This is a genomic window from Isoptericola variabilis 225, from assembly GCF_000215105.1.
In the GTDB taxonomy this organism is placed as follows: Bacteria; Actinomycetota; Actinomycetes; order Actinomycetales; family Cellulomonadaceae; genus Isoptericola; species Isoptericola variabilis_A.
Genome location: NC_015588.1, coordinates 2,172,090 through 2,197,163 on the forward strand (window position 1 = coordinate 2,172,090; position 25,074 = coordinate 2,197,163).

A 25,074-nucleotide genomic window follows, 5' to 3' on the forward strand; every position below is an offset into this window, starting at 1 on the left:
GGTCGGATGGCACGGTCCTCCGCCTCGGGCGGCACGACGAAGCAGACGGTGTCCGTCGAGGGCCACCGTCTCCAGCTGACCAACCTCGACAAGGTCCTCTACCCCGCCACCGGCACGACCAAGGGCGAGGTCCTGCACTACCTCGCCGAGATCGCGCCCGTGCTCATCCCCCACGCGGCGAACCGGCCCGCGACGCGCAAGCGCTGGCCCGACGGCGTCGACGGCCAGGTGTTCTTCCAGAAGAACGCGGACAAGTCGACCCCGTCGTGGGTCCGCACGCGCCGCATCGAGCACAAGACCAGCGCCAACGACTACGTGCTCGTCAACGACCTCGCCACGCTGACCTGGCTCGGCCAGACCGCGACGCTCGAGGTCCACGTGCCGCAGTGGCAGTTCGGCCGCACCGGCGTGCGGCACAACCCCGACCGGCTCGTGCTCGACCTCGACCCCGGCCCGGGCGCCGGCCTGCCCGAGTGCGCGCAGGTCGCACGGTGGGCGCGCGCGATCCTCGTCGGCATGGGGCTCGAGCCGATGCCCGTGACGAGCGGCTCCAAGGGCATCCACCTGTACGCGGCGCTCGACGGCAAGCAGGACTCCGAGCAGGTCTCCGCCGTCGCCAAGGAGCTCGCGCGCTACCTCGAGTCCGAGCACCCCGACCTCGTCGTGAGCGACATGAAGAAGTCGCTGCGCGGCGGCAAGGTGCTCGTCGACTGGTCGCAGAACAACGGCAACAAGACGACGATCGCGCCCTACTCGCTGCGCGGGCGCGACCACCCGACCGTCGCGGCGCCGCGCACGTGGGACGAGCTCGACGACCCGGACCTGCGCCACCTCGAGTACCCCGAGGTGCTCGAGCGCGTCGCGCGCGACGGCGACCTGCTGGCCGACCTCACCCAGGGGCACCTCGCGGCGCTCGAGCCCACGCCCGAGCACATGGCGAGGTTCGAGCGCCTCGAGGTCTACCGCTCCAAGCGCGACCCGGACAAGACCCCCGAGCCGTTCGGCCCGTCGTCGCCCGCGGCGGACGCCCCGCCGGGCGACACGAGACCGACGTTCGTCATCCAGGAGCACCACGCCCGTCGGCTGCACTGGGACTTCCGCCTCGAGCACGACGGCGTCCTCGTCAGCTGGGCGCTGCCCAAGGGCGAGCCGACGGATCCGGCGAAGAACCACCTCGCCGTCCAGACCGAGGACCACCCGCTCGAGTACGGGTCGTTCGAGGGCACGATCCCGGCCGGAGAGTACGGCGCCGGCGAGGTGACGATCTGGGACGCCGGCACGTACGACCTCGAGAAGTGGGTCGACGGCAAGGAGGTCATCGTCACGCTGCACTCCGAGCGCCGCGGGTCGCGGCGGCTCGCGCTCATCCAGACCGGAGGGCGGGACGGCGACGAGAACAGCTGGCTCATCCACCGCACCAAGGAGCAGCCGGGCGGCGCCGGTCCGGCCGAGGAGCCGGCGACCGGGCGTGACGGCCCGGGCCGCCGGCCGAGGTCGGGCACCGCGCGGCGCGCACCCGTCGAGCTGCCCGACCGGCCCATGCTCGCGACCGCCGCCACGCAGCGCGAGCTGCGCGGCCTCGACGCGGCCGAGTGGGCGTTCGAGATGAAGTGGGACGGCTTCCGCACGCTCGCGACCGTGACGATGCCCGACGACGGGACCCGGGGCGGCGAGCCGAGCGTGCGGCTCACGAGCCGCACCGGCCTGGACATGACCAAGACCTACCCCGAGCTGCAGGCGCTCGCCGGGATGCTGTCGCCGGACGACCTGCCCGCCGTGCTCGACGGCGAGATCGTCGCGCTCGACGCGCGGGGCCGCCCCGAGTTCCGCCGCCTGCAGCAGCGCGCCAACCTGCAGAAGAAGGGCGACGTCGAGGCCGCGCGGCGCCGCGTGAAGGTCGATCTCATGCTGTTCGACGTCCTGGCGCTCGCGGGCGAGACGCTCACGGACCGCACGTACGACGAGCGTCGCCGCCTGCTCGAGCGGACCGTGCGCCCGGCGCGGCCCGTGCACGTGCCGCCCGCGTTCGACGGCGACCTCGAGGCCGCCACCGACACCTCGCGCGAACTGCGGCTCGAGGGCATCCTCGCCAAGCGCCGGTCGTCGCGGTACGCGCCCGGGCGGCGGTCGCGCGAGTGGCTCAAGCTCAAGCACTCGCGCATGCAGGAGGTCGTCGTCGTGGGCTGGCGGCCGCTGCACGCGGGCGAGGCGCGGGAGGACGACCGGACGATGGGCTCGCTCCTGCTCGCGCTGCCCGCACCGCAGCACGGCGACGGCGCGCTGCGCTACGTCGGCAAGGTCGGCACCGGCTTCCGCGAGAAGGAGCGCACCCAGATCGCGACCCGGCTGCGCGGGATCGAGCGCGCGACGCCGCCGGTCGACGGCGTCCCGCGCGCGGAGGCGCGCCACGCGCGCTGGGTCACGCCGCGCCTCGTGGGCGAGGTCGAGTACGGCGACTGGACGGCCGACCCGACCGACCCGGACCTCGTCGACGAGGCCCGGCTGCGGCACGCGACGTGGCGAGGGTGGCGCGAGGACAAGGCCCCGGCGGACGTGCGCCCCGAGTGACTGGCACGCTGGGCCCATGACGCCCTTCCCCGCCCACGTCCACGCCGAGCGCCGTCGTCGCGCCGCCGCGCAGGCCACCGAGGCCGGGCTCGACGGCGTGCTCGTCACGCCCGGACCCGACATGACGTACTTCCTCGGGTACACGCCGTCGGCCGTGACCGAGCGGCTCACGATGCTCGTGATCGACGCGGGCTACCCCGACGCCGCGACCGCCGTCGTGCCCCGGCTCGAGGAGCACGACCTGGAGATCGGTGCGGTGGGTGGCGTCGAGACGCTCGCGTGGTCCGACGGCGAGGACGAGCACGAGGTCGCCGCGCGGCTCCTGCGCGACGGCGGCCGGTACGCGATCAGCGACACCGCGTGGGCGCTGCACGTGCTCGGGCTGCAGCGCGCGGCGCCGGAGGCGTCGTTCGAGGCCGTGACCCGGGCGCTCCCGCTGCTGCGCGCCGCGAAGTCGCCCGAGGAGGTCGCGCGCCTCGCGGCCGCCGGGGCCGGCGCCGACGCGGCGTTCCGCGAGATCGTGCGCCGTCCGTTCGCCGGCCGGCGCGAGCGCGACGTCGCGGCCGACCTCGCCGAGCTGCTCCGCGAGCACGGGCACGAGCAGGTCGACTTCACGCTCGTGTGCGCGGGCGAGAACGGCGCGGACCCGCACCACGCCGCGTCCGACCGGGTGCTGCGCGAGGGCGACACGGTCGTCATGGACTTCGGCGGCCTCGCCGACGGGTACGGCTCGGACACGACGCGCACCGTCCACGTCGGCGAGCCGACCGCGCTCGAGCGCGAGGTGCACGACGCCGTGCGTGCCGCCCAGCAGGCCGGCGTCGAGGCGGTGCGGCCGGGCGCGACGTGCGAGGACGTCGACCGCGCGGCCCGCGCCGTGATCGAGGAGGCCGGCTTCGGCGAGCACTTCGTGCACCGCACGGGCCACGGCATCGGCCTGACGACGCACGAGCCGCCGTACATGGTCACGGGCGAGACGACGCCGGTCGGCCCGGGGATGTGCTTCTCGGTCGAGCCCGGGATCTACCTGCCCGGGCGGTTCGGCGTCCGCATCGAGGACGTCGTCGTCGCGTTCCCGGTGGGCGTGCCCGGGCTCGAGGACGTGCCCGACGGCGCGGCACGCCTCAACACGACGACCCGCGAGCTTGTCGTGGTCGAGTAGGCGCCTCGGCGGTGCGTACGGCGCCGGCCACCCTGCCCGCTGCTCAGCCGGCCGCGAGCGCCGGTCCGGCGTCGTGCGACATCATCCCGTCGGACGCGGGCCGCGGCAGCCACAGCGGCAGCGACCGCTCCCCCGCCCACGGCGCGACGCCGAGCTGCTCGAGCCGCGCGTGGCTCGCCCACCGCCAGCGCGGCGCGGCGCGGCAGCCGGCCGCGACGTCGTCGAGGAACGTGCCGATCGGCACGGCGGGCGCGATCGCGTCGAGCACCCCCTCGGTGCGCCGCTCGGCGAGGAGCACGATCCACGCGGCGAGGTCGCGCACGTCGATCACCTGGACGAGGTCGCCGGGGTTGCCCGGGGCGAGCACGTCGGGCGGGCCGCCGTCGGCGACCCGCGAGAGGCGCGCGGGCCAGTACGTGAACCGTCCGGTCGGGTCGCCCGGCCCGACGATGAGCCCCGGGCGCACGACGACGGAGCTCGCCGCGCCGTCGCGCACGAGCTGCTCGCACGCGACCTTCATGGGCCCGTACGCGTCCGGGCGGGTGCGGAGGTCGACGTCGTCGTGCTCGGGCTCGTGCAGCGGCAGCGTGTCCGGACCGCCGTGCGGCGTCGCGTCGTCGGCGTACACGCTGATGCTCGAGACGAAGACCCAGTGCGCGTCCGCGAGCGCCGCGACGGCGGACCGGACGTGCGACGGCGTGCGCGAGACGTCGACGACGGCGTCGAACCCCTCGGCGGCGAGGTCGTCCGGGATGCCGTCGGCGCGGTCCAGGACGACGTGGCGTGCGCCGTCGGGCACGGTGCCCGAGCGGCCCCGGTTGGCGGCGACGACCTCGTGGCCGCGCTCGAGCGCCGCCTCCACGACCGCGCGCGAGAGGAACATCGACCCGCCCAGCACCAGCAGCTTCATGGGTGCCACGGTGCTGGCCGGCGCCCTTGGCCGCTAGTGGTTCCGCGGCCGGCAGAACCGGTCGTGTCGGTGGCGGGTGGGAGGCTGGGACCGTTCGCGGGGGCTCAGTTCGGCCTCGGCGAGGGCTTGTCCGTCCTCGAGCTGTCGGCCGCGGGTCCGTTCGCCGAGAGCGGACGAATCCGCCCGATTTGGACTAGAACGTATGTTCGATCCGCGCTAGTCTTGCCGCCATGACGGACCGGGCCGCTGACGCACCGGCCCCCGACGGCGGGGGCCGACTCGGCAATGGCCGCACGGGTCCGGGCGACGGCGTCGCGGGCGTCGGCTCCGACGTCGCCCGGCTGCGGGCCGAGCTCGACCGCCTGCTCTCGCTCGACCTGAACACCGACTGGCGGGTCCTGGCAGAGCGCGCGGTGCGGGAGGCGGCCGACCACATCGACCACGACTGGCCGACCGCCACCGGCGACGTCCCGGTCGCTCCGGCGCCCGGGACGGCCGAGTGGCTCGCGGCCGCGGGCGTGCCCTCGGGAGTCGTCGACGCGCTGGACGTCACGGGCCCGGCCTCGCTGCGCGACGTCGACGCGACATGGGACCTGCTCGAGGCCGTGCAGCGCAGCATCAACGCACTCGAGGCGGTGCGGGCCGTGCTGGTCGAGCGGGGCCGCCGCCAGGCCGAGCGCTGCCAGGACGCGCTCGTCGACGACACGGACCCGGTCGCCCGGACCGCGAGCGCCACGCGGCGCTCGGAGCTCGCGCAGCGCGCGACCGTGGCCGACCTCGCGGGCGTCCTGCACGTGGGCGAGACCGCTGCGGGCACGCTCATGGACCACAGCCAGACGCTGGCGACCAGGGCGCCCGGAACGCTCGCGGCGCTCGCGCGCGGCGACCTGTCGTGGCGTCACGCGACGGCGATCGCCAAGCACGTCGACGACCTCGACCCGGCCGCAGCCCGCCGCGTCGAGACGGCGGTGCTCGCCGGCGCGGGCACGCTCACGCCGCGGCGGCTGGAGGACCGCGTCCGCGCCGCGCGCGAGGAGGCCCAGCCGACGCCGCCCGACGTCCGGCACGCCGAGGCACGCGCCAACGCGGGCGTGTGGGTCGACCCGGCCAAGGACGGCATGGCATACCTCACCGCGTACCTGCCGGCCGCGTTCGCGTACGCCGCCTACGACCGCCTGACAGCGACGGCCCAGTCGGTGCGCGCGGACGGCGACGGGCGGAGCACCGGCCAGCTGCGCGCTGACGTGCTGTGCGACCTGCTGCTCGACGACGGCACGCTGGACGTGTCGACCGCGTGGGCGGCGGGCGGTCCACCACCTCCCGACGACACCGACATCGACGATCTACCGCGCCCCGGCGTCGGCTCGCTGGCGCCGCTCGCGCGCTCGATCAAGCCACGTGTGACGGTGACCGTGCCCGTCCTCACGCTGCTCGGCATGACCGACGCGCCCGCGACGCTCGAGGGCCACGTCCCCATCGACCCGGACACGGCTCGTGCGCTGTGCGCGCACGCGCCGTCGTTCCGGCGCGTCCTCACGCACCCCGAGACGGGTGCGCCGCTGTCGGTCGGCCGCAGCACGTACGCCGTGCCCGCCGACCTCAAGGCGGTGCTCGCCGAGCGCGACCGCACCTGCCGGTTCCCGGGCTGCACGCGACCGGCGCGCCGCACCGACGTCGACCACACGACGCCGTGGTCGCACGACGGCGTCACGGCCGCGGGCAACCTCGCGCACCTGTGCCGGCGCCACCACGTCCTGAAACACCAGACGGCGTGGAGCGTGCGTCACGTGTCGACGCCCGAGGCGGCGGCCGCCACCGGAGGCGTGCTCGAGTGGACCTCTCCCACGGGTCGGGTACAACGGACCTACCCCGAACGGCCGGCCGCCACGCGGCACGCCACGACGCCGCAGCCGTTCCTGCCGCCCGACCTCGCGGCCGACGAGGACGACGCCGGCGACCCACCCTTCTGAGTCCGCCCCGAGGTGCTACCGTCGCGGCGTGCCGACCACTCCCCCGCCCACCGTGACGTTCCGTGCCGCGACGCGCGACGACCTGCCGCGCATCGTCGAGCTCATCGCCGACGACGCGGTCGCCGCGGCGCGCACCGGCTCGTTCGGCCCGTCGCACGTCGCCGGCTTCGAGGCGATCGAGGCGAGCCCCAACGACGAGCTCGTCGTCGCCGAGCACGACGGCGAGGTGGTCGGCGTCATGCAGCTGACGTTCATCCCGGGCATCGCGCGCAACGGCGCGACGCGGCTGCAGGTCGAGGCGGTCCGCGTCGACCGGCGCCTGCGCGGTCAGGGCGTCGGCCGCCTGCTCATGGAGCACGCGCACGCCCGCGGACGCGAGCGGGGCTGCGCGCTGGCGCAGCTGACGTCGGACAAGGATCGCCCCGAGGCGCACCGGTTCTACCGGTCGCTCGGGTACGTACAGTCGCACGAGGGCTTCAAGCGGCCCCTCTGACCGCCCCTCGCGCGGGAGTCTCAGGCCTGCTCGATCTCGGCGACCGACCGCAGGATGCAGAACTCGTTGCCCTCGGGGTCGGCGAGCACGACCCACCCGGTGCCCGGGCCCGCGATGCCGCGGTGGTCGGCGACCTGCGTCGCCCCGAGCTCGAGCAGCCAGGCGAGCTCGTCGTCGCGCCGCCGCTCGGTCGGGCGCAGGTCGAAGTGCATCCGGTTCTTGACCGTCTTGCCCTCCGGGACGTTCTGGAACAGCAGGGCCTGCCCCTCGCCGTCGGGGTCGACGATCCCGACCTCGGCGTCGCCCGGCGAGCCGGGCTCATCGGGATCGTCGACGTAGCCGAGGACCTGCTTCCACCACTGTGCCTGCGCGTACGCGTCCCGGCAGTCGATCGTCACGTGCGAGATGAAGGCCACCATGCGCCGACGGTCCCACACGGCGCCCGCGAGCGCACGGACATTGCGACGCGCTCGCGCGTCGCCGCGTCAACGGTGGCGTCACCTCGGCGGGCGCGGCGCGCGTGCGCGCTACGGTCGTGCCGTGACACCGACCATCCGGCCGGCGCGGCTCGATCCTGCGGGCCTGGCCGCCGACGCGGCGGCGTGCGCCGCGATCTACGCCCCGTACGTGACGGGCACGTCCACGAGCTTCGAGGAGGTGCCGCCGTCGGCCGAGGAGATGGCGGCGCGCATCGCCGCGTGCTCGGCGACGCACGCCTGGCTCGTCGCCGAGCGGCCTCACGGCGAGCAGCCCAACGGCGAGCAGCCCAACGGCGAGCGGCGCGACGGCGAGATCCTCGGCTACGCGTACGGCAGCGCGTACCGCGCCCGCCCGGCGTACCGGTGGACGGCGGAGGTCACGGTCTACCTGGCGCACGACGCCCCGCGGCGCACGGGCGCCGGACGCGCCCTGTACGACGCCCTGCTGACGCGGCTCGCCGAGCGCGGCTACCACCGGGCGATGGCGGGCGTCACGCTGCCGAACGACGCGAGCGTCGGGCTGCACCGTGCGGTCGGGTTCACCGAGATCGGCACCGAGCGCCGCGTCGGGTGGAAGCTCGGCGCGTGGCGCGACGTCCTGCGCCTCCAGCGCGACCTCGAGGTGCCCGACGGGCGGGAAGGCGGCGGGAAAGAGCGCGCCGCGCCGGCCGAGCCCCGCTAGCGTGACGGCGTGACCTTCACCGTCCGCCGCACCGTGCTCGACGACGCGCCCGCGGCCCGCCGCCTCGGCGCCGAGGCGTTCGGCGGTTCCGCCCAGCAGCCCCCGCCCGACCCGCGGCTTCGCGAGCTGGACGCGCGGGTCGGGCTACGACCGCACGACCACGATCGAGGTCGACGACGTCGTGCGCGTCGTGCCCGACGACGTCCCGCCGTCGGACCCGGCCGCCGACCGGCTCACGTTCACGTCGGCCGGGATCGCGCAGGCGTACGCGGGCGCGCAGTCGTGCGCGAACCTGCGCCTCGCGGGCCACCTCACGGGCCCGACCGGCGACGACGCGCTCTGGGACGCGCTGTGGGGCGGCCGCCAGGTCCACGTCCGCGACTACTTCTGACGCGGCTACGGTGGTGCCCGTGACGACCTTCCGCGAGCGCCTGCGCGACCTGCCGGTCTTCCCCGAAGACCTGCCCGGGTGGGAGGTCGCCGACCTCGACGCCCTGCCCGCGACGCCGCACGAGCTCTTCGTCGCGTGGTTCGACGACGCCGTCGACGCCGGCCTGCTCGCCCCGCACGCCGCGACGCTCTCGACGACCGACGCCGCGGGCCGCGTGCACGCACGGACGCTGATCTGCAAGGAGGTGACCGACGACGGCTGGTGGTTCGCCGGGCACGCCGACAGCCCCAAGGGCCGCGACCTCGAGTCGAACCCGCACGCCGCGCTCACGTTCTTCTGGCGCGAGCTCGGCCGCCAGGTGCGCGTGAGCGGACCGGTGACGCCCGACGCCGAGGCCGGCGCCGCGGACTTCCGCGCCCGCCCGGACGCCTCGCGCGCCGCCGGGCTCGTGGGGCGCCAGAGCGAGCCGCTCGGCTCGCTCGCCGAGCACCGTGCCGCGTGGGCCGACGCGCTCGAGCGCGTACGCGCCGAGCCCGCGCTGGTCGCGCCGACGTGGACCGCGTGGGTGCTCGCGCCGACCGAGGTCGAGTTCTGGGCGACCGGGACGGGCACGGGGCAGACCCGCGTGCGCTACCGCACCGACCTCGCCGCCTCCCTCGAGGCCGGCGACCGCACACCCGCCCCCTGGACCAAGGAGCTGCTGTGGCCGTGACCCCCGCCGACGACGCCCGCGACGACGCCGTGCCGGCCGACGTCCCCGCCGACGTGCCCGCCGACGTCCCCGCCGACGTCGTGAAGCACGCGCGCGACGACGCCGCCGCGGCGCTCGACGCGCTGCTCGCCGTCGTGCGCGCACACGACGACGCGACGTGGCGCGAGCCGTCGCCCCTGCCCGGCTGGACGCGCGGCCACGTGCTCGCGCACGTCGAGGGCGTCGCCGGTGCGCTGGCCCGCCAGGCGGAGTACGCGCGGCGCGGCGAGAAGGTCGCCCCGTACGACGGCGGGCAGGCCGGCCGGGACGCCGCGATCGAGGCGGGCTCGACGCGCACGACGGCCGAGCACGTCGCCGCGCTCGAGGCGGCACGGTCGCGGCTCGCCGCGGCGTGGCCGGAGCCGGGCGACGCGCTGTGGTCGGCGCCGGTCGCCTACCGCGACGGGGTGCTCACGGGGGCGCTGCTCGCCTGGTGGCGCGAGGCGCGCATCCACGCGGTCGACGCGACGGCCGGCCTGCCGGACGCGATCGGGCTCGACACCTGGGACGAGCGCTTCCGCGCGCACCTGGCCGACTTCCTCGCCGTCCGGCTGCCCGACGACGCGGCCGACGTCGAGCTCGTCGGCGCGCCCGCCGACGTGGCCGCGTGGCTCGCCGGCCGCACGCCCGCGGGCGAGGTGGCCGCGCGCCGCGGCGGCGACGTCGTGCCGCTGCCGGACCTCGGCCCGTGGCCGTCCTCGGCCGCCCCGAAGGCCTGACCTGCGGCGTCGCTCGGGCGCCCTCGACGCGGCGTGTGACGTACGTCACTGCAGGTCAGCGACCTGTGTGACGTTGCTCTCATTCTTTGTGACAGTTTTCACGAAAGCCGTACGATGGCGGCGTGACCTCGCCTGCACAGACCCCCCGGGACGCCGCCTCGCTCGTCCAGAAGGACACGGTCGACGTCGTCCTGATCGGTGGCGGCATCATGAGCGCCACGCTCGGCACGCTGATCCAGCAGCTCGAGCCGACGTGGTCGATCCGCATCTACGAGCGCCTCGACGACGTCGCGCTCGAGTCGTCGAACCCGTGGAACAACGCGGGCACGGGGCACGCCGCGCTGTGCGAGCTCAACTACACCCCCGAGCGCCCCGACGGGTCGATCGACATCTCCAAGGCGGTGAGGATCAACGAGCAGTTCGAGGCCTCTCGCGAGCTGTGGCACCACCTGCTCGCGACCGGGCGCCTGGCGGACGACTCCTTCATCCACCGCACCCCGCACATGACGTTCGTGCGCGGCGAGGAGAACGTCGACTACCTGCGCCGCCGCCACGCGACACTGAGCGCGCACCCGCTGTTCCGCGACCTCGAGTTCACGACGGACCGCTCGGTCATCGCGCAGTGGGCTCCGCTGCTCACGGAGGACCGCGACCCGTCCGAACCGGTCGCCGCGACGCGCTCGACGGCCGGAACGGACATCGACTTCGGCAACCTCACGCGCCAGCTCGTCGCGGCCATGGTGGACCAGGGCGCCGAGCTCTTCCTCCAGCACGAGGTCCGCTCGATCAAGCGCACGCGCGACGGCCGCTGGCGCCTGCGCGTCAAGGACCGCTCGTGGAACGCCCCGCAGCGCCGCAGCACCGTCACCGCGCGGTTCGTGTTCGTCGGCGCGGGCGGCGGCGCGCTGCCGCTGCTGCAGTCGGCCGGCATCCCGGAGATCAAGGGCTTCGGCGGCTTCCCCATCTCGGGCGAGTTCCTGCGCACCTCCAACCCCGAGGTCGTCGCCCGGCACCACGCCAAGGTCTACGGCAAGGCCGACGTCGGCGCGCCGCCTATGTCGGTGCCGCACCTCGACACGCGCGTCGTCGACGGCAAGACGTACCTCATGTTCGGCCCCTACGCCGGCTTCAGCCCCAAGTACCTCAAGAAGGGCAAGTACCTGGGCCTGATCACGTCGCTGCGTCTCGACAACCTCGGCTCGATGATCGGGGCGGGCCTGAAGAACCTCGACCTCACCCGGTACCTCGTCGGCCAGCTCGCCGCCGCGCCGGAGACGAAGTTCCACGCGCTGCAGCAGTTCATGCCGACCGCGCACCCCAAGGACTGGGAGAAGATCACCGCCGGCCAGCGCGTCCAGGTCATCAAGAAGGACGCCGACGGCAAGGGCGTGCTGCAGTTCGGTACCGAGGTCGTCGCCTCGGCCGACGGCTCGATCGCGGGTCTGCTCGGCGCCTCGCCGGGCGCCTCGACCGCGGTCTCGGCCATGGTCGACGTGCTCAAGCGGTGCTTCCCCGACCGGTTCCGCACGTGGCGCGGCACGCTCGCCTCCATGATGCCGAGCCTCGACGGCGGCGTCCCGGCCGACGCCCGCGAGATCGAGACGACGCAGGACGCGGCCGCCGAGCTCTCGGCCGCCGAGATCACGCCGGGCCCCGACGGGGTGCTGCCGGCGTCGGTGTACGAGTCGCACGCCGACTCGCGCCTCTGACGGGAGGGCTCAGGCCGCCGCGGGCAGCGGCTTGGCCCACTCGCGCACGTGCACGACGACGGTGCGCCCGTCCGCGCGGGCGTCCAGTCCCTGCTCGGTGAGCGCCGCGACGACCCGCCCGACGACGTCGCGCACCGCGGCCTCGGCGCGAGCCTCGTCGGCGCGGAGCACGCCGCACCGCACGACCAGCCGGCCAGCGGCGAGCTGCTCGAGGTCGGGCTGCGTCACCAGGGCGTAGGCGCCGCCGTCGGGCAGCACCTCGCGCAGCTCCGCCTCACCGCACTCGCGGCAGCACGAGAAGCCCAGGCGTGCGGCGACACCCTCGCGCCCGAGCGCGGCGAACGCGCGCTCGACGCGGACGTGGTCGCTCGCGGCCGGGTCGGCCTGCGCGAGCGCCGCCGCCCGGACGTCCCACTCGTGGCGCACGACGCGCTCGACGCTGCCCGCGCTCGGCGCGTCGTCGGCCAGCGCGGCGAGCTCGAGCGCACGGCCGAGCACCTGCTCGAACGTGCAGCACCCGGCGCGGACCATGGCCCGGGCGGTGCTGCGCACGTCGGCGAGGACGTCGTCCGCGGTCAGCTCGACGGCCTCCGCCTCGTCGCCCCAGGAGCCCTCCGCGACATCGGCGGCATCGGCTGCGACACCCGGTGAGAACTCGTTCGTGCTCATGCATCCACGGTAGGTCGGCACGCCCGCACGGCGAGGTGCCACGCCGGGCGCGTACGGTGTGGCCCATGACGGATCCCGCACAGGTCGAGCTCGGCGTCGACACGTTCGGCGACGTGACGTTAGACGACGACGGCAGGCCCAAGAGCCAGGCGCAGGTGCTGCGCGACCTCGTCGAGCAGGGCGTCCTGGCCGACCAGGTCGGGCTCGACGTCATCGGCGTCGGCGAGCACCACCGGGAGGACTTCGCCGTCTCGGCGCCCGAGGTCGTGCTCGCGGCGATCGCGGCGCGCACGACGCGGATCCGCCTCGCCTCGGCGGTGACCGTGCTCAGCTCGGACGACCCGGTGCGCGTGCACCAGCGCTTCGCGACGCTCGACGGCGTCTCCGGCGGCCGGGCCGAGGTCATCCTCGGCCGGGGGTCGTTCGTCGAGTCGTTCCCGCTCTTCGGCTACGACCTCGAGCAGTACGAGGAGCTGTTCTCCGAGAAGCTCGACCTCTTCGCCGCGCTGCTGCCGCAGAAGCCGGTCACGTGGTCGGGGCGGCTGCGGCCGGCGCTGACGGGGCAGCGGGTGTACCCGCTCGTGGAGCACGGGCCGCTGCGCACGTGGGTCGGCGTCGGCGGCAACCCCGAGTCCGTCGTGCGCGCCGCGCGCTACGGCCTGCCGCTCGTGCTCGCGATCATCGGCGGCAGCCCGTCGCACTTCGTGCCGCTCGTGCAGCTGTACCACCGGGCTCTCGACACGCTCGGCCGCGAGCGGCTTCCGGTCGCGGTCCACTCCCCCGGCCACGTCGCCCCCACCGACGAGGAGGCCAAGGAGCAGCTCTGGCCGCACTACCAGGTCATGACCGAGCGGATCGGCCGCGAGCGCGGCTGGGGCCCGACGACGCGCAGCCACTTCGAGATGGCCGCGAGCCGCGAGGGCGCGCTCTACGTCGGCTCCCCCGAGACCGTCGCGCAGAAGATCGCGCGGACGGTGCGCGAGCTCGGCCTCGCGCGCTTCGACCTCAAGTACTCGAACGGCACGCTGCCGCACGCGGCGATGATGCGGTCGATCGAGCTGTACGGCACGCAGGTCGCCCCGCGCGTGCGCGAGCTGCTCAGCGGCGGCTGACGCGGGCGGCGAGCCGGCCGAGCAGCTCGTCGAGCACGGGCGTCGCGATCCCGTGCGCGGCCGCGCGGCGGGCGACCGCCCCGCCGATCGCGTCGAGCTCGCCCGGGCGCCCGGCCTCGAGGTCCGCCTGCAGCGAGGAGCGCATGGTCCGGTGGAAGCCCCGGAGGATGCCGAGCAGCTCGTCGCCCGTGGTCGGCACGCCCTCCGCGGTCGCGACCGCGGCGACCTCGGCGAGCAGCGCGGCTGCGAGCGCCGGGTCGGCGTCGAGCGCGTCGCCGACGCCCGAGCGCCACGTCGACGTGAGCAGCGCGTGCGGGGCGAGGAAGCGCAGCTTCTTCCACAGCACCTCGGCCTCGGTGCCGCCCGTGGTGACCTCGATGCCGGTGTCCCGCAGGGCACGCACGACGTGCAGGTCGGCCGCCGCGTCGGGCACGACGACGCGCAGCAGGTCGCCGCGGTGGCGCACGGTGAGCGCGCCGGTGTCGCCCCCGTGGTCGTGCCCGGTGCGCAGCGTCTCGCCCGCGATGGTCGCGCCCACGACCGGCGGGCCGTCCGCCGGCGCCCCGGGACGCCCGTCGCGCACAGCCCTGCGCAGCACGTTCATGTGCTCGAGCCCGTTGAGCAGCGCCACGACCTCGGTCGGCCGCGCGGCCGCGACGAGCTCGGCGGCGGCCGGCACGCCCTCGGCCTTGACCGCGACGACGACGCGCGCGCCGCGCGGGACCGCCGTCGTCGCGTGCAGCGGCGCGTGCCACGACCCGAACCGGTCGGTCACGATCTCGAGCCCGTGCTCCGCGACGCGGCGCGCGGTGCGCTCGCGGCCGACGAGCACGACCTCGTGCCGGGCGCGCTGGAGGAAGGCCGCCACGAGCCCGCCGATCGCGCCGGGGCCGACGACGGCGATCACGGGGTTGCGCGGGTCGCCCGCCGGTGCGGGCCCGCGGTCGGGGCTGGTCATAGTGCCTGGATGATCCTCTCGACCTGGTCCTTCGCGTCGCCGAACAGCATCGCGGTGTTCTCCCGGAAGAACAGCGGGTTCTGCACGCCCGCGTAGCCGGTGGCCATCGAGCGCTTGAACACGACGACGTCGCGCGCCCTCCACACCTCGAGGACCGGCATGCCCGCGATGGGCGAGCGCGGGTCCTCCTGCGCCGCGGGGTTGACGGTGTCGTTGGCGCCGATGACGAGCACGACGTCGGTGTCCGGGAAGTCGCCGTTGATCTCGTCCATGCCGAGGACGACGTCGTAGGGCACCTTGGCCTCGGCGAGCAGCACGTTCATGTGGCCCGGGAGGCGGCCCGCCACGGGGTGCACCGCGAACCGCACGCGGACGCCGCGGTCGCGCAGCTTCTCGACGAGGTCGGCGACGGGGTACTGCGCCTTGGCCACGGCCATGCCGTACCCGGGCACGACGATCACGGAGCCGGCGTTGGTCAGCAGCTCGGCGACCTCGGCCGCGAAGGTCTCGCGGTGCTCGCCCTGCTCGCCGGCGGCCGCGACCGTGCCGCCCTCGGCGCCGAACCCGCCGAGGATGACGGACACGAACGACCGGTTCATGGCCCGGCACATGAGGTACGACAGGATCGCGCCGGACGCGCCCACGAGCGCGCCGGTGATGATGAGCAGGTCGTTGCCCAGCATGAAGCCCGCCGCGGCCGCGGCCCACCCCGAGTAGGAGTTGAGCATCGACACCACGACGGGCATGTCGCCGCCGCCGATCGACGCGACGAGGTGCCAGCCGAGCGCGAGGGCGATCACGGTCATGAGGATCAGCGGCACCAGCCCGGCGCCGGAGCCCGCCGCACCGAGGTACCACGCCAGCAGGGCCGCCGACGCGACGACGGCCGCGAGGTTGAGCCAGTGGCGTCCCGGCAGCATGAGCGGCGCGGACCGCACGCGCGCCGAGAGCTTGAGGTAGGCCACGACCGAGCCGGTGAACGTGACGGCGCCGATGAAGACGCCGAGGAACACCTCGACGAGGTGGACGGTGTCAGCGCCGGGCTCGGACAGGGCGGAGCCGAAGCCCACGAGCACCGCCGCGACGCCCACGAACGAGTGCAGGAGCGCGATGAGCTCGGGCATCTGCGTCATCTCGACGTTCCTGGCCCGCCAGGTGCCGACCGTCGCGCCGACCACGAGCACGACGAGGATGAGCGCCGCGGTCACCTGCCACGGGCGGGCCGACTGCGCGAGCGCGAGCGCGACGGTCGCGGCGAGCGCGAGCGCCATGCCGATCATGCCGAGCACGTTGCCGCGGCGCGCCGACTCCTGCCGCGACAGCCCCGCGAGCGAGAGGATGAACAGGATGCCGGCCACGACGTACGTCGCCTGCACCACCGACGTCGTGCTCACGCGGTCACCCCCGTGCTCGGGCGGGCGGCAGCGGGCGCGCGCGTGTCCTTCCGGAACATCCGGATCATGCGGTTCGCGACGAGGAAGCCGCCGAAGACGTTGATGCTCGCGACCGACGCCGCCACGACGGCGAGCGCGGTGACGACCCACGACTCGTGGCCGATCTGCAGCAGCGCGCCGACGAGGATGATGCCGCTGATCGCGTTCGTCTGGGCCATGAGCGGGGTGTGCAGCGCGTGGGTTACGGCCGAGATGACGTAGAAGCCGACGACGACGGCGAGCGCGAACACGGTGAAGTGCCCGGCCGCCTCGGGCGGGGAGGCGGAGATCGCGAGCCCGGCGAGCACGGCGCCGAGCGCGGCCAGGACGGTCCGACGGCGCGTGCGGCGCGCGCGCTCGGCGGCCGCCTCGGCGGGGGTCGGGCCGGGCGCCGGCGCCGGGGACTCCTCGACCGGGGCCGCCGGTCGCGCCGCGGAGACCTGCACGGGCGGCGGCGGCCAGAGGACCTCCCCGTCCTTGGCGACGGTCATGCCGCGCACCACCACGTCGTCGAGGTCGACGACGAGCCGCCCGTCCGTGGCCGGCGTGAGCAGCGCGAGCAGGTTGACGACGTTCGTGCCCACGAGCTGCGACGTGTGCTGCGGCATGCGGGCCGGCAGGTCGGTGTACCCGAGGACGATCACCCCGTTGTCGCTCACGACCCGCTCGCCGGGGACGGTGAGCTCGCAGTTGCCGCCGCCGGGCGCCGCGAGGTCGACGATCACGGAGCCGGGGCGCATGGCCGCGACCATGTCGGCCGTGATCGTCGTCGGCGCCGTGCCGCGCACGAGCGCGGTCGTGATCACGATGTCGGCACCCGCCGTCTCGGCCGCGTAGGTGCGCAGCGCCGCGGCCTCCTGGTCGTCGGTGAGCGCCCGCGCGTACCCGTCGGCGCTCACCTCCTGCGTGGCGCCCTCGGCCCGGACGAACGTCGCGCCCATCGACTCGATCTGCTCCCCGACCTCGGGGCGCACGTCGAAGGCCCGCACCTGCGCGCCGAGCGAGGACGCCGTCCCGATCGCGGCGAGCCCGGCCACGCCGGCGCCGATGACGAAGACCGTCGCGGGCGGCGTCGTGCCGGCGGCCGTGACCTGGCCCGCGAACATGCCGCCGAACTCCTCGGCCGCCTCGACGACCGCGCGGTACCCGGCGACGTTCGACATCGCCGAGAGCACGTCGAGCGCCTGCGCGCGCGAGATGCGCGGGACGGCGTCGAGCGCGAGCGCGGTCACGTGCCGCGCGGCGAGCGCCTCGACGCGCGCGGGGTGCGCCGCGGGCGCGAGCTGCGCGACGAGCGTCGCTCCCGGCCGCAGCAGGGCGATCTCGTCGTCCGACGGCGGGTTGACCGCGGTCACGACGTCGCACGCCCACACCGCCTCGCGCTCGCCGACGCTCGCCCCCGCCTCGACGTACTCGCGCGTGGGCAGGTGGGCGCGCTCGCCCGCGCCGGCCTCGACGACGACGTCGTACCCCAGCTCGCGCAGGCGCCGGACCGTCGCGGGTGTCGCGGCGACGAGCCGCTCGCCCGCGCGGGACTCCCGCGGGACCCCGATCTGCATGCCGACACGCCTCCTCGCCTCGCGGACGCCCCGAACCTATCGCCTCGCGCGTCGGCGTGGGGCTCGCGGCGCGGGTGTCGCTGCGGACGTCGCCCGAGCGTGTGACGCTGAACCCATGCACACCCACCTGCCCGGCCCCGGACGTCGACTGCCCGTGAGCACCTACCGGTTGCAGCTGGGTCCGGACCTCACGTTCGCCGACGTCGAGAAGGCGCTGGACTACCTCGACGCGCTGGGCGTCACCGACCTGTACCTGTCCCCCGTGCTGCAGGCCGCGCCGGGCTCGACGCACGGGTACGACGTCGTCGACCACACGCGGATCAGCGACGTGCTGGGCGGGCGGGAGGGGCTCGAGTCGCTCGCGGCCGCCGCGCACGGGCGCGGCATGGGCGTGATCGTCGACGTCGTGCCCAACCACATGGCCGTGCCGACGCCCGCGTGGCACAACCGGGCGCTGTGGTCGGTGCTGCGGCACGGCACCGAGTCGCCCTACGCGCGGTGGTTCGACGTCGACCTCGACGAGGAGGCGGACGGGCTGCTCATGCCCGTGCTCGGCGCGCGCATCGGCGACGTCCTGGCCTCGGGCGAGCTGCAGGTGGACCGCGCCGTCGTGCCGGGCGAGGAGGCCGACGGCGAGCAGGTGGTGCTGCGCTACCACGACCACGTGTTCCCGGTGCGCCCCGAGACCGAGGACCTGCCGCTCGCCGAGCTGGTCGGGCGCCAGCACTACCGGCTCGCGTACTGGCGCGTCGCCGACGAGGAACTCAACTACCGGCGGTTCTTCGACGTCGGGACGCTCGCCGCGATCCGCGTCGAGGACCCCGAGGTCTTCGACGCGACGCACGCGCTGCTGCTCGAGCTGCACGGCGCGGGCGTGATCGACGGGTTCCGCATCGACCACCCCGACGGGCTCGCGGACCCGCGCGGCTACCTGCGCCGGCTGCACGAGGCGACCGGCGGCGCGTGGATCGTCGCGGAGAAGATCCTCGAGGGCGACGAGGAGCTGCCCGACGACTGGCCCGTCGCCGGCACGACGGGCTACGACACCGCGTGGCGCCTGCACGCGCTGCAGGTCGACCCGGCCGGGGCCGTGCCGCTGTCCACGCTGCAGCATGAGCTCACGGGCGAGTCGGCCGACCTGCACGCGGTCGTCGAGGAGGCCAAGCGGCAGATCGTCGAGACCTCGCTGTACGCGGAGATCCATCGCCTGACCACGCTGCTCGACGAGATCTGCGACGACGACGTGCGGCTGCGCGACCACACGTTCCGGTCGCTGCACGACTGCGTCGTCGAGCTCGTGGTGGCGTTCGACCGCTACCGCGCGTACGTCGTTCCCGGCGAGCCCGCCCCTCCCCTGGCCGAGCGCGTGGTGCGCGAGGCGGCCGAGGTCGCGCGCTCGCGCCTCGAGCCCGACCGGCACGACACGCTCGACGTCGTCGTCGACCTCGTGCTCGGCAAGGAGGTCGGCAGCGCGGGGCGGCGGGGCGAGGAGCGGCGTGCCGAGCTCGTGGTGCGCTTCCAACAGGTGTGCGGCGCGGTCATGGCCAAGGGCGTCGAGGACACCGCGTACTACCGCTGGACCCACCTGGTGAGCCTGTGCGAGGTGGGCGGCTCGCCGTCGCGGTTCGGCATCGACCCGGACGAGCTGCACGCCTTCGCGCGCCGGACGGCGGCGTCGTGGCCCGCGACGATGACCGCCGGCTCGACGCACGACACCAAGCGCAGCGCCGACGTGCGCTCGCGCATCGGGGCGATCGCGGCGCGCGCCGAGGAGTGGGTCGCCCTCGTGCGCCGCCTGCGCGAGGCGACCGCCGACCTGCGCCCGGCCGACCTCGACGGGCGCACCGAGAACCTCCTGTGGCAGACCCTCGCGGGGACCTGGACGCCCGGCGGCCCGATCGACACCGACCGTCTCACGGGCTACCTGCTCAAGGCGGCCCGCGAGCAGAAGACGTGGACCACGTGGACCGCGCCCGACGAGGCGCGCGAGGAGGCCATGACCGGCTACGCGACCGCGCTCCTCACGCACCCGGAGGTCGTCGAGGCGTTCGGCGCGTGGGTCGAGCGCGTGACGCCGACGGTGCGGCGCTCGGTGCTCGCCACGACGCTGCTCCAGCTCACCGTGCCGGGCGTGGCCGACGTCTACCAGGGCACCGAGGTCACGGGGACCTCGCTCGTCGACCCCGACAACCGACGGCCGGTCGACCTCGCCTGGCGCGCGCGGCTGCTCGCGATGCTCGACGGCGGCCGCAGCCCGCACGGCGACCTCGCGGCGGAGAAGCTCGCCCTGGTGGCCGCGGCGCTGCGGACGCGGCGCGCGCTGCCCGGCGCCTTCGTGGGCCCCGACGCCGGGTACGAGCCGCTGCCGAGCACCACGGGCCACGCGGTCGCGTTCGCCCGCACGCTCGCGGGTGAGCCGCGCGTCGCGGTCGTCGCCACGCGGCTGTCCGACGAGGGCCACGCCGCGCGGTCGCTCGCCGAGGCGACCGTCGTCCTGCCGGAGGGAGCGTGGCGCTCCGCGCTGTCCGGCGTCGTGCACGACGGGGGCGCCGTGCGCGTGCGCGACCTGCTCGGGCCGTGGCCCGTCGCCCTGCTCGTGAAGGAGGACCATGCCTGAGGTGACCGACCGCCCGCCGACGACACCGGTGCGGGTGTGGGCGCCGCGCGCCGACGCCGTGACGCTCGTGCTGCCCGTCGCCGGCGAGGACGCGCGCGAGGTGCCGATGGAGGACGACGGCGGCGGCTGGTGGCGCTCGCCCGAACCCCTGCCGCACGGGACCGACTACGCGTTCTCGCTCGACGGCGGGCCGCCGCGGCCCGACCCGCGCAGCCCGTGGCAGCCGCAGGGCGTCCACGGCCCGTCGCGCACGTTCGACACGGCGCTGCACGCGTGGGGCGACCACGCGTGGCAGGGCCGGTCGGTCCTCGGCGCGGTCGTGTACGAGCTGCACGTCGGCACGTTCACGCGCGGCGGGACGCTCGACACCGCGGTCGGGCGCCTCGACCACCTCGTGGACCTCGGGGTCGACATGGTCGAGCTCATGCCGGTGGCCGCGTTCCCCGGCACGCGCGGGTGGGGGTACGACGGCGTCGCGCTCTGGGCGGTGCACGAGGCGTACGGCGGGCCCGCGGCGCTGCAGCGGTTCGTCGACGCGGCGCACGCGCGCGGCATCGCGGTGTGCCTCGACGTGGTCGACAACCACCTCGGCCCGTCGGGCAACTACCTCGGCGAGTTCGGGCCGTACTTCACCGACCGCCACCACACGCCGTGGGGCCAGGCGGTCAACCTCGACGGCCCGGACGCGGCCGAGGTGCGCGCGTTCCTCGTCGACAAGGCGCTGCGCTGGTTCCGCGACTTCCACGTCGACGCCCTGCGGCTCGACGCCGTGCACGCGCTCGTCGACGACTCCGAACGCCACGTGCTCGCCGAGCTCGCCGACGCCGTGGCCGGCCTCGAGCGCGACCTCGGCCGGCCGCTGTCGCTCGTGGCGGAGTCCGACCTCAACGACGCGCGCATGGTGACCCCGACGTCCGAGGACGTCGAGGGCCGGCCCGGCTACGGCATGACGGCGCAGTGGGCCGACGACGTCCACCACGCCCTGCACGCGTGGCTCACCGACGAGACGCACGGCTACTACGTGGACTTCGGCTCGTCCGAGGTGCTCGCCAAGGCCCTCGTCGACGTGTTCGTGCACGACGGCGGGTACTCGACGTTCCGCGGCCGCGAGTGGGGGGCGCCGGTGCCGCCCGACGTCGACGGCCGCCGGTTCGTCGTGTTCGACCAGAACCACGACCAGGTCGGCAACCGCGCGCTCGGCGACCGGCCGTCGCGCACGCTGGCGCGCGGCGCGCTCGCCGCGAGCGCCGCCGTCGTGCTGCTCGGGCCGGGCACGCCGATGCTGTTCATGGGCGAGGAGTGGGGCGCCCGCACGCCGTTCCAGTACTTCACCGACCACTCCGAACCGGAGCTGGGGGCGGCGGTGCGCGAGGGCCGCACGGCCGAGTTCGGCACGCACGGCTGGTCGGAGCTCTACGGCCACGAGGTCGAGGTGCCGGACCCGCAGGCGCCGTCGACGTTCGCCGCCTCGAGGCTCGACTGGTCCGAGCGGGACACCGACGACGGGGCGCGGATGTTCGACGTGTACGCCGCGCTGGTGCACCTGCGGCACACGCTGCCGGCGGTCGCGTCGGGCGACCGGCGGGCGACGCACGTGCGCACGGGCGACGACTGGGTCGTGATGACGCGCGAGCCCCCGTACGGGCGGGGCGACGTCGTGGACGTCGTGGTGGTCCGCGCGGAGGGCGGGGCGACGGTGCCCGTCGAGGGCGGCCCGCACCGGGTCGCGCTCACGTGGGGCGCGGTGTCGCTCGACGACGACGCCGGGACCGTGCACCTGCCCGGTCCCGGCTTCGCCGTGCTGCTGCGCTGATCAGCGCCGGGCGGTGCCCACCAGCTCGGGCTCGGCGGCCACGACGCCGCGGCGCTTCGGCGCGGTGCGCCCGTGCGTCGCGTAGAGCGTGAGGCCGACGAACGTCAGGCCGCCGACGAGGTTGCCCACCACGGTGGGGATCTCGTTCCAGAGCAGGTAGTCGCCGATCGTGAAGTCGCCGCCGAGCATGAGGCCGGACGGGAAGAGGAACATGTTGACGATCGAGTGCTCGAAGCCCATGTAGAAGAAGAGCATGATCGGCATCCACATGCCGACGACCTTGCCGATGACGCTGTCGGACATCATCGCCGCGACGACGCCGGTCGAGACCATCCAGTTGCACAGCACGCCGCGCACGAACAGCGTGAGCATTCCGGCGGCGCCGTAGTCCGCGTAGCCGACCGTGCGGCCCTCGCCGATCTCGCCGATGGCCTGCCCGACGGCGCTCGGCTCGGTCGCGAAGCCGTAGGTGAAGTAGATCGCCATGAGGACGGCGACGAGGAACGCGCCCGCGAAGTTGCCGCAGAAGACGAGGCCCCAGTTGCGCAGCACGCCGGGGAACGTGACGCCCGGGCGCTTGTCGAGCCAGGCGAGCGGGGCGAGCGTGAAGACGCCCGTGAGCAGGTCGAACCCCATGAGGTAGAGCAGCACGAACCCGACCGGGAAGAGGATCGCGCCCGCGAGCGGCTGGCCCGTCTGCACCGAGACGGTGACCGCGAACGCGGCGGCCAGCGCGAGGATCGCCCCGCCCATGAAGGAGCGGATGAGCGTGTCCCGCGTGGACATGAGGACCTTGGACTCGCCCGCGTCGATCATCCGCGTGACGAGGTCGGTCGGCTTCACGTAGGGCATGGCCGGTACCTCCGGGTCTCGTCCGCGCGCCGGAGCGGCACGCGTCCTGTGTCCCGTAGGGTGCCGCACCGGCGTTTCGCCCGGCCGACCGCCGCGTTACGGCGACGGCGCGAGTTCCTCACCGCGCGCGCCGGGGCGCCGTGAGGCCCCGGCGGCGCGGCTCGCGCGCACGCGCCGCTCAGGCGCGCACGCGCCGCAGCGCGACGAGCGCGACCACCGCCGCGCACGCGGTCAGCGCGGCGCCGATGAGCGACGTCGTGCCGACGCCGCTCGCGAACGCGGCGTGCGCCGACTCGAGGAGCGCGTGGCCCTGGGCGGCCGGGAGCTCGCCCGCAACGCGCACGGCTCCCCCGAGGGTCTCCGACGCCGCGGCCGCGTCGGTGGCCGGCACGCCCGCCGGCACCTCGACGCCCCGGTGGTACGCCGTGGTGAGGATGCTGCCGAGCACGGCCGTGCCGAGCACCGCGCCCACCTCGTACGCGGTCTCGGAGATGGCCGACGCCGCACCCGCCCTCGACGGCGGCACGGACGACACGACGAGGTCGTTCGACACGGTCTCGGCCGCGCCCACGCCGACCGCGAGCAGGACGAACGCGAGCAGGAGCGGGCCGACGTCCGAGGCGCCCGCGACGACGGCGGTGACCGCGTACGCGACCGTCGTCAGGAGCAGCGCCCCCGCGACGACGCGCGCGGGCCGGACGCGGCGGACGACCCGCACGACCGCGAGCCCGGCGACCACCATGCCGACCGTGCCGGGCAGCAGCACGAGGCCCGCCTCCAGCGGCGACAGCCCGACCACGAGCTGGAGGTCCTGCGAGACGAACAGCAGGAACCCCACGAGCGAGAACACCGACAGCAGGTTGATCACCACGCTGCCGCCGAACTCGGGCACGGCGAACAGCCGGACGTCGAGCATGGGTCGCGGGCGGCGCAGCTGCCGGCGCACGAAGAGCGTCCCGGCGGTCATCGCGATCGCGACGGGCAGGACCGCCGCGGGCGACGCACCGTCCCTCGCGAACGCCTTGATGCCGAGGACGAGGGGCGCCATCGTCGCCATGACGAGCCCGACGGAGACCAGGTCGACCGGGACGGGAGCGGGGTCGCGCGACTCGGGGACCAGGCGCGGCGCGGTCGCGAGGAACACCACGAGCACGGGCACCGTGAGCAGGAACACCGAGCCCCACCAGAAGTGCTCGAGCAGCAGGCCGCCGACGATCGGGCCGACGGCCGAGCCTGCGGCGAAGCCGGCCGCCCAGACCGCGACGGCGAGCCGCCGCTCCTGGCGGTCGGTGAACACGTTGCGCAGGATCGAGAGGGTCGACGGCATGAGCATCGCGCCGAAGAAGCCGAGGCCGGCACGCGCGGCCACGAGCGCCGCGGCGGTCGGGGCGAACGCGGCGACGACCGACATCGCGGCGAACCCGCCGGCGCCCCACAGCAGGAGGCGCCGCCGTCCGACCCGGTCGGCGAGCGAGCCCATCGGCACGAGCAGCCCGGCCAGAACGAGCGGGTAGACGTCGACGACCCAGAGCAGCTGGGTGCCCGTCGGGCGCAGGTCCGAGGAGATCTGCGGCAGGGCGAAGCTCAGCACCGTGTTGTCGACCGAGACGAGCAGCACGGGGAGCATGAGCACGGCCAGCGCGGTCCAGCGGGCGGCGCGGTTCGTGAGGTCGAGGGGCGCGGGCTTGCGGCGCACCGCGGTCCAGGACGTGCGCGCCTTCGCCGAGCTGCTCACCGACGGCGGCGAGCGCGCGGCGACGCTCGACGCCGTCGCGGCGCGCGCGGGCGTCTCCAAGGGCGGCCTGCTCTACCACTTCCCCTCGCGCGACGCGCTCGTGGAGGGCCTCACCGCGCACCTGCGCGAGCTCACCGAGGCCGACGTCGCGGTCATGCGCGCGGCCCCCGCCGGCCCGGTCGACCACCTGCTGCGCACCTCGACCGACACCGACGGCGAGCTCGAGGTCGTCTACCTCGCCGTGTCGCGGCTCGCGCAGGGCGCCTACCCGCGCGCCCGCGCGGCGCTCGACGACGCGCACGACGCCTGGGTCGAGGCCGTGGCGGAGGAGGTCGGCGACCCGACGGTCGCCCGCGCCGTCGTGCTCCTCAGCGACGGGCTGTACGCGCGCACGGCGCTCGGCGCCGGCGGGCCGCGCGTGACCGACGCCGAGCTCGACGAGCTCGTGGCGCTCGTGCGGACGCTCGCCGCGGCGCGCCGCTCGTGACAGCC

Annotated in this window: 21 protein-coding genes; 13 read left to right on the forward strand and 8 right to left on the reverse strand. The window is 75.2% G+C overall.

Going from position 1 to position 25,074, the window contains the following annotated elements:
- Positions 1–6 precede the first annotated feature (6 nt).
- Both ISOVA_RS10130 and ISOVA_RS10135 read left to right on the forward strand, forming a co-directional pair.
- Positions 7–2,568 (forward strand): ATP-dependent DNA ligase, encoded by a 2,562-nt coding sequence (locus tag ISOVA_RS10130; protein ID WP_013839138.1) that lies wholly within the window; start codon positions 7–9, stop codon positions 2,566–2,568.
- 16 nt (positions 2,569–2,584) lie between these two features.
- Positions 2,585–3,730 (forward strand): aminopeptidase P family protein, encoded by a 1,146-nt coding sequence (locus ISOVA_RS10135; protein WP_013839139.1) that lies wholly within the window; start codon positions 2,585–2,587, stop codon positions 3,728–3,730.
- Positions 3,731–3,773: 43 nt separating this feature from the next.
- On the opposite strand, the gene ISOVA_RS10140 is transcribed toward ISOVA_RS10135, so the two are convergent.
- The gene (locus ISOVA_RS10140) at positions 3,774–4,640 is read right to left on the reverse strand and encodes an NAD-dependent epimerase/dehydratase family protein (protein ID WP_013839140.1); all 867 of its coding nucleotides are present in this window, start codon (positions 4,638–4,640) and stop codon (positions 3,774–3,776) included.
- 230 nt (positions 4,641–4,870) lie between these two features.
- On the opposite strand from ISOVA_RS10140, the gene ISOVA_RS15560 reads away from it, so the two are divergent.
- Positions 4,871–6,610 (forward strand): HNH endonuclease signature motif containing protein, encoded by a 1,740-nt coding sequence (locus ISOVA_RS15560; RefSeq protein WP_013839141.1) that lies wholly within the window; start codon positions 4,871–4,873, stop codon positions 6,608–6,610.
- Positions 6,611–6,638: 28 nt separating this feature from the next.
- Positions 6,639–7,103, forward strand: a complete 465-nt coding sequence (locus ISOVA_RS10150; RefSeq protein WP_143762102.1) for a GNAT family N-acetyltransferase — start codon at positions 6,639–6,641, stop codon at positions 7,101–7,103.
- Between the two features lie 20 nt (positions 7,104–7,123).
- Here the strand turns inward: ISOVA_RS10150 and ISOVA_RS10155 are convergent, their stop codons facing one another.
- The gene (locus tag ISOVA_RS10155) at positions 7,124–7,522 is read right to left on the reverse strand and encodes a VOC family protein (protein WP_013839143.1); all 399 of its coding nucleotides are present in this window, start codon (positions 7,520–7,522) and stop codon (positions 7,124–7,126) included.
- Between the two features lie 121 nt (positions 7,523–7,643).
- Between ISOVA_RS10155 and ISOVA_RS10160 the strand changes: the two genes are divergently transcribed.
- The 5 genes from ISOVA_RS10160 (at position 7,644) to mqo (ending at position 11,834) form a co-directional block, all read left to right on the forward strand.
- Positions 7,644–8,264: a GNAT family N-acetyltransferase gene (locus tag ISOVA_RS10160; RefSeq protein WP_013839144.1), complete on the forward strand. Its 621-nt coding sequence runs from the start codon at positions 7,644–7,646 to the stop codon at positions 8,262–8,264.
- A 181-nt stretch (positions 8,265–8,445) separates the two neighbouring features.
- Positions 8,446–8,655, forward strand: a complete 210-nt coding sequence (locus tag ISOVA_RS10165) for a hypothetical protein (protein WP_013839145.1) — start codon at positions 8,446–8,448, stop codon at positions 8,653–8,655.
- Between the two features lie 19 nt (positions 8,656–8,674).
- Complete coding sequence (locus ISOVA_RS10170; protein ID WP_013839146.1) at positions 8,675–9,367, forward strand: pyridoxine/pyridoxamine 5'-phosphate oxidase; 693 nt, start codon at positions 8,675–8,677, stop codon at positions 9,365–9,367.
- The gene (locus ISOVA_RS10175) at positions 9,358–10,125 is read left to right on the forward strand and encodes a maleylpyruvate isomerase family mycothiol-dependent enzyme (protein WP_013839147.1); all 768 of its coding nucleotides are present in this window, start codon (positions 9,358–9,360) and stop codon (positions 10,123–10,125) included. Before ISOVA_RS10170 ends, ISOVA_RS10175 begins: the two co-directional genes overlap by 10 nt.
- A 209-nt stretch (positions 10,126–10,334) precedes the next feature.
- On the forward strand, positions 10,335–11,834 hold the full coding sequence (gene mqo / locus ISOVA_RS10180) for a malate dehydrogenase (quinone) (RefSeq protein WP_233276008.1): 1,500 nt from the start codon (positions 10,335–10,337) through the stop codon (positions 11,832–11,834).
- Positions 11,835–11,843: 9 nt separating this feature from the next.
- Here mqo and ISOVA_RS16450 read toward each other — a convergent pair whose 3' ends face one another.
- On the reverse strand, positions 11,844–12,503 hold the full coding sequence (locus ISOVA_RS16450; protein ID WP_013839149.1) for a DUF6891 domain-containing protein: 660 nt from the start codon (positions 12,501–12,503) through the stop codon (positions 11,844–11,846).
- A 65-nt stretch (positions 12,504–12,568) separates the two neighbouring features.
- Between ISOVA_RS16450 and ISOVA_RS10190 the strand changes: the two genes are divergently transcribed.
- A complete protein-coding gene (locus tag ISOVA_RS10190) occupies positions 12,569–13,615 on the forward strand; it encodes an LLM class flavin-dependent oxidoreductase (RefSeq protein WP_013839150.1) in 1,047 nt (348 codons plus the stop codon).
- On the opposite strand, the gene ISOVA_RS10195 is transcribed toward ISOVA_RS10190, so the two are convergent.
- Genes ISOVA_RS10195 through ISOVA_RS10205 form a run of 3 tightly spaced genes read right to left on the reverse strand, consistent with a single transcriptional unit; the run spans position 13,602 to position 17,565 of the window.
- Positions 13,602–14,573: a ketopantoate reductase family protein gene (locus ISOVA_RS10195; protein WP_013839151.1), complete on the reverse strand. Its 972-nt coding sequence runs from the start codon at positions 14,571–14,573 to the stop codon at positions 13,602–13,604. The genes ISOVA_RS10190 and ISOVA_RS10195 overlap by 14 nt on opposite strands.
- Positions 14,570–15,967 (reverse strand): Re/Si-specific NAD(P)(+) transhydrogenase subunit beta, encoded by a 1,398-nt coding sequence (gene pntB, locus ISOVA_RS10200; protein ID WP_041294843.1) that lies wholly within the window; start codon positions 15,965–15,967, stop codon positions 14,570–14,572. The genes ISOVA_RS10195 and pntB overlap by 4 nt, the downstream gene beginning before the upstream one ends.
- Entirely contained in the window at positions 15,964–17,565 is a 1,602-nt protein-coding gene (locus ISOVA_RS10205; RefSeq protein WP_013839153.1) for a Re/Si-specific NAD(P)(+) transhydrogenase subunit alpha, read from the reverse strand. Before ISOVA_RS10205 ends, pntB begins: the two co-directional genes overlap by 4 nt.
- A 115-nt stretch (positions 17,566–17,680) precedes the next feature.
- Here ISOVA_RS10205 and treY point away from each other — a divergent pair, with 115 nt between their 5' ends.
- Both treY and treZ read left to right on the forward strand, forming a co-directional pair.
- Positions 17,681–20,182: a malto-oligosyltrehalose synthase gene (treY, locus tag ISOVA_RS10210; RefSeq protein WP_013839154.1), complete on the forward strand. Its 2,502-nt coding sequence runs from the start codon at positions 17,681–17,683 to the stop codon at positions 20,180–20,182.
- Positions 20,175–21,995: a malto-oligosyltrehalose trehalohydrolase gene (treZ, locus tag ISOVA_RS10215; RefSeq protein ID WP_013839155.1), complete on the forward strand. Its 1,821-nt coding sequence runs from the start codon at positions 20,175–20,177 to the stop codon at positions 21,993–21,995. The genes treY and treZ overlap by 8 nt, the downstream gene beginning before the upstream one ends.
- Here the strand turns inward: treZ and ISOVA_RS10220 are convergent, their stop codons facing one another.
- Together ISOVA_RS10220 and ISOVA_RS10225 are read right to left on the reverse strand one after the other, a co-directional pair.
- The gene (locus ISOVA_RS10220; protein WP_013839156.1) at positions 21,996–22,847 is read right to left on the reverse strand and encodes a formate/nitrite transporter family protein; all 852 of its coding nucleotides are present in this window, start codon (positions 22,845–22,847) and stop codon (positions 21,996–21,998) included.
- Positions 22,848–23,025: 178 nt separating this feature from the next.
- Complete coding sequence (locus ISOVA_RS10225) at positions 23,026–24,543, reverse strand: MFS transporter (RefSeq protein ID WP_013839157.1); 1,518 nt, start codon at positions 24,541–24,543, stop codon at positions 23,026–23,028.
- Between ISOVA_RS10225 and ISOVA_RS10230 the strand changes: the two genes are divergently transcribed.
- Complete coding sequence (locus ISOVA_RS10230) at positions 24,533–25,069, forward strand: TetR/AcrR family transcriptional regulator (protein ID WP_041295348.1); 537 nt, start codon at positions 24,533–24,535, stop codon at positions 25,067–25,069. The genes ISOVA_RS10225 and ISOVA_RS10230 overlap by 11 nt on opposite strands.
- Positions 25,070–25,074 lie beyond the last annotated feature (5 nt).

Coding starts and splice junctions, on each gene's coding strand:
- ISOVA_RS10130 (WP_013839138.1), top strand. CDS start 7: ATGGCACGGTCCTCCGCCTCGGGCGGCACGACGAAGCAGACGGTGTCC.
- ISOVA_RS10135 (WP_013839139.1), top strand. CDS start 2,585: ATGACGCCCTTCCCCGCCCACGTCCACGCCGAGCGCCGTCGTCGCGCC.
- ISOVA_RS10140 (WP_013839140.1), bottom strand. CDS start 4,640: ATGAAGCTGCTGGTGCTGGGCGGGTCGATGTTCCTCTCGCGCGCGGTC.
- ISOVA_RS15560 (WP_013839141.1), top strand. CDS start 4,871: ATGACGGACCGGGCCGCTGACGCACCGGCCCCCGACGGCGGGGGCCGA.
- ISOVA_RS10155 (WP_013839143.1), bottom strand. CDS start 7,522: ATGGTGGCCTTCATCTCGCACGTGACGATCGACTGCCGGGACGCGTAC.
- mqo (WP_233276008.1), top strand. CDS start 10,335: ATGAGCGCCACGCTCGGCACGCTGATCCAGCAGCTCGAGCCGACGTGG.
- ISOVA_RS16450 (WP_013839149.1), bottom strand. CDS start 12,503: ATGAGCACGAACGAGTTCTCACCGGGTGTCGCAGCCGATGCCGCCGAT.
- ISOVA_RS10190 (WP_013839150.1), top strand. CDS start 12,569: ATGACGGATCCCGCACAGGTCGAGCTCGGCGTCGACACGTTCGGCGAC.
- ISOVA_RS10195 (WP_013839151.1), bottom strand. CDS start 14,573: ATGACCAGCCCCGACCGCGGGCCCGCACCGGCGGGCGACCCGCGCAAC.
- ISOVA_RS10205 (WP_013839153.1), bottom strand. CDS start 17,565: ATGCAGATCGGGGTCCCGCGGGAGTCCCGCGCGGGCGAGCGGCTCGTC.
- treY (WP_013839154.1), top strand. CDS start 17,681: ATGCACACCCACCTGCCCGGCCCCGGACGTCGACTGCCCGTGAGCACC.
- treZ (WP_013839155.1), top strand. CDS start 20,175: ATGCCTGAGGTGACCGACCGCCCGCCGACGACACCGGTGCGGGTGTGG.
- ISOVA_RS10220 (WP_013839156.1), bottom strand. CDS start 22,847: ATGCCCTACGTGAAGCCGACCGACCTCGTCACGCGGATGATCGACGCG.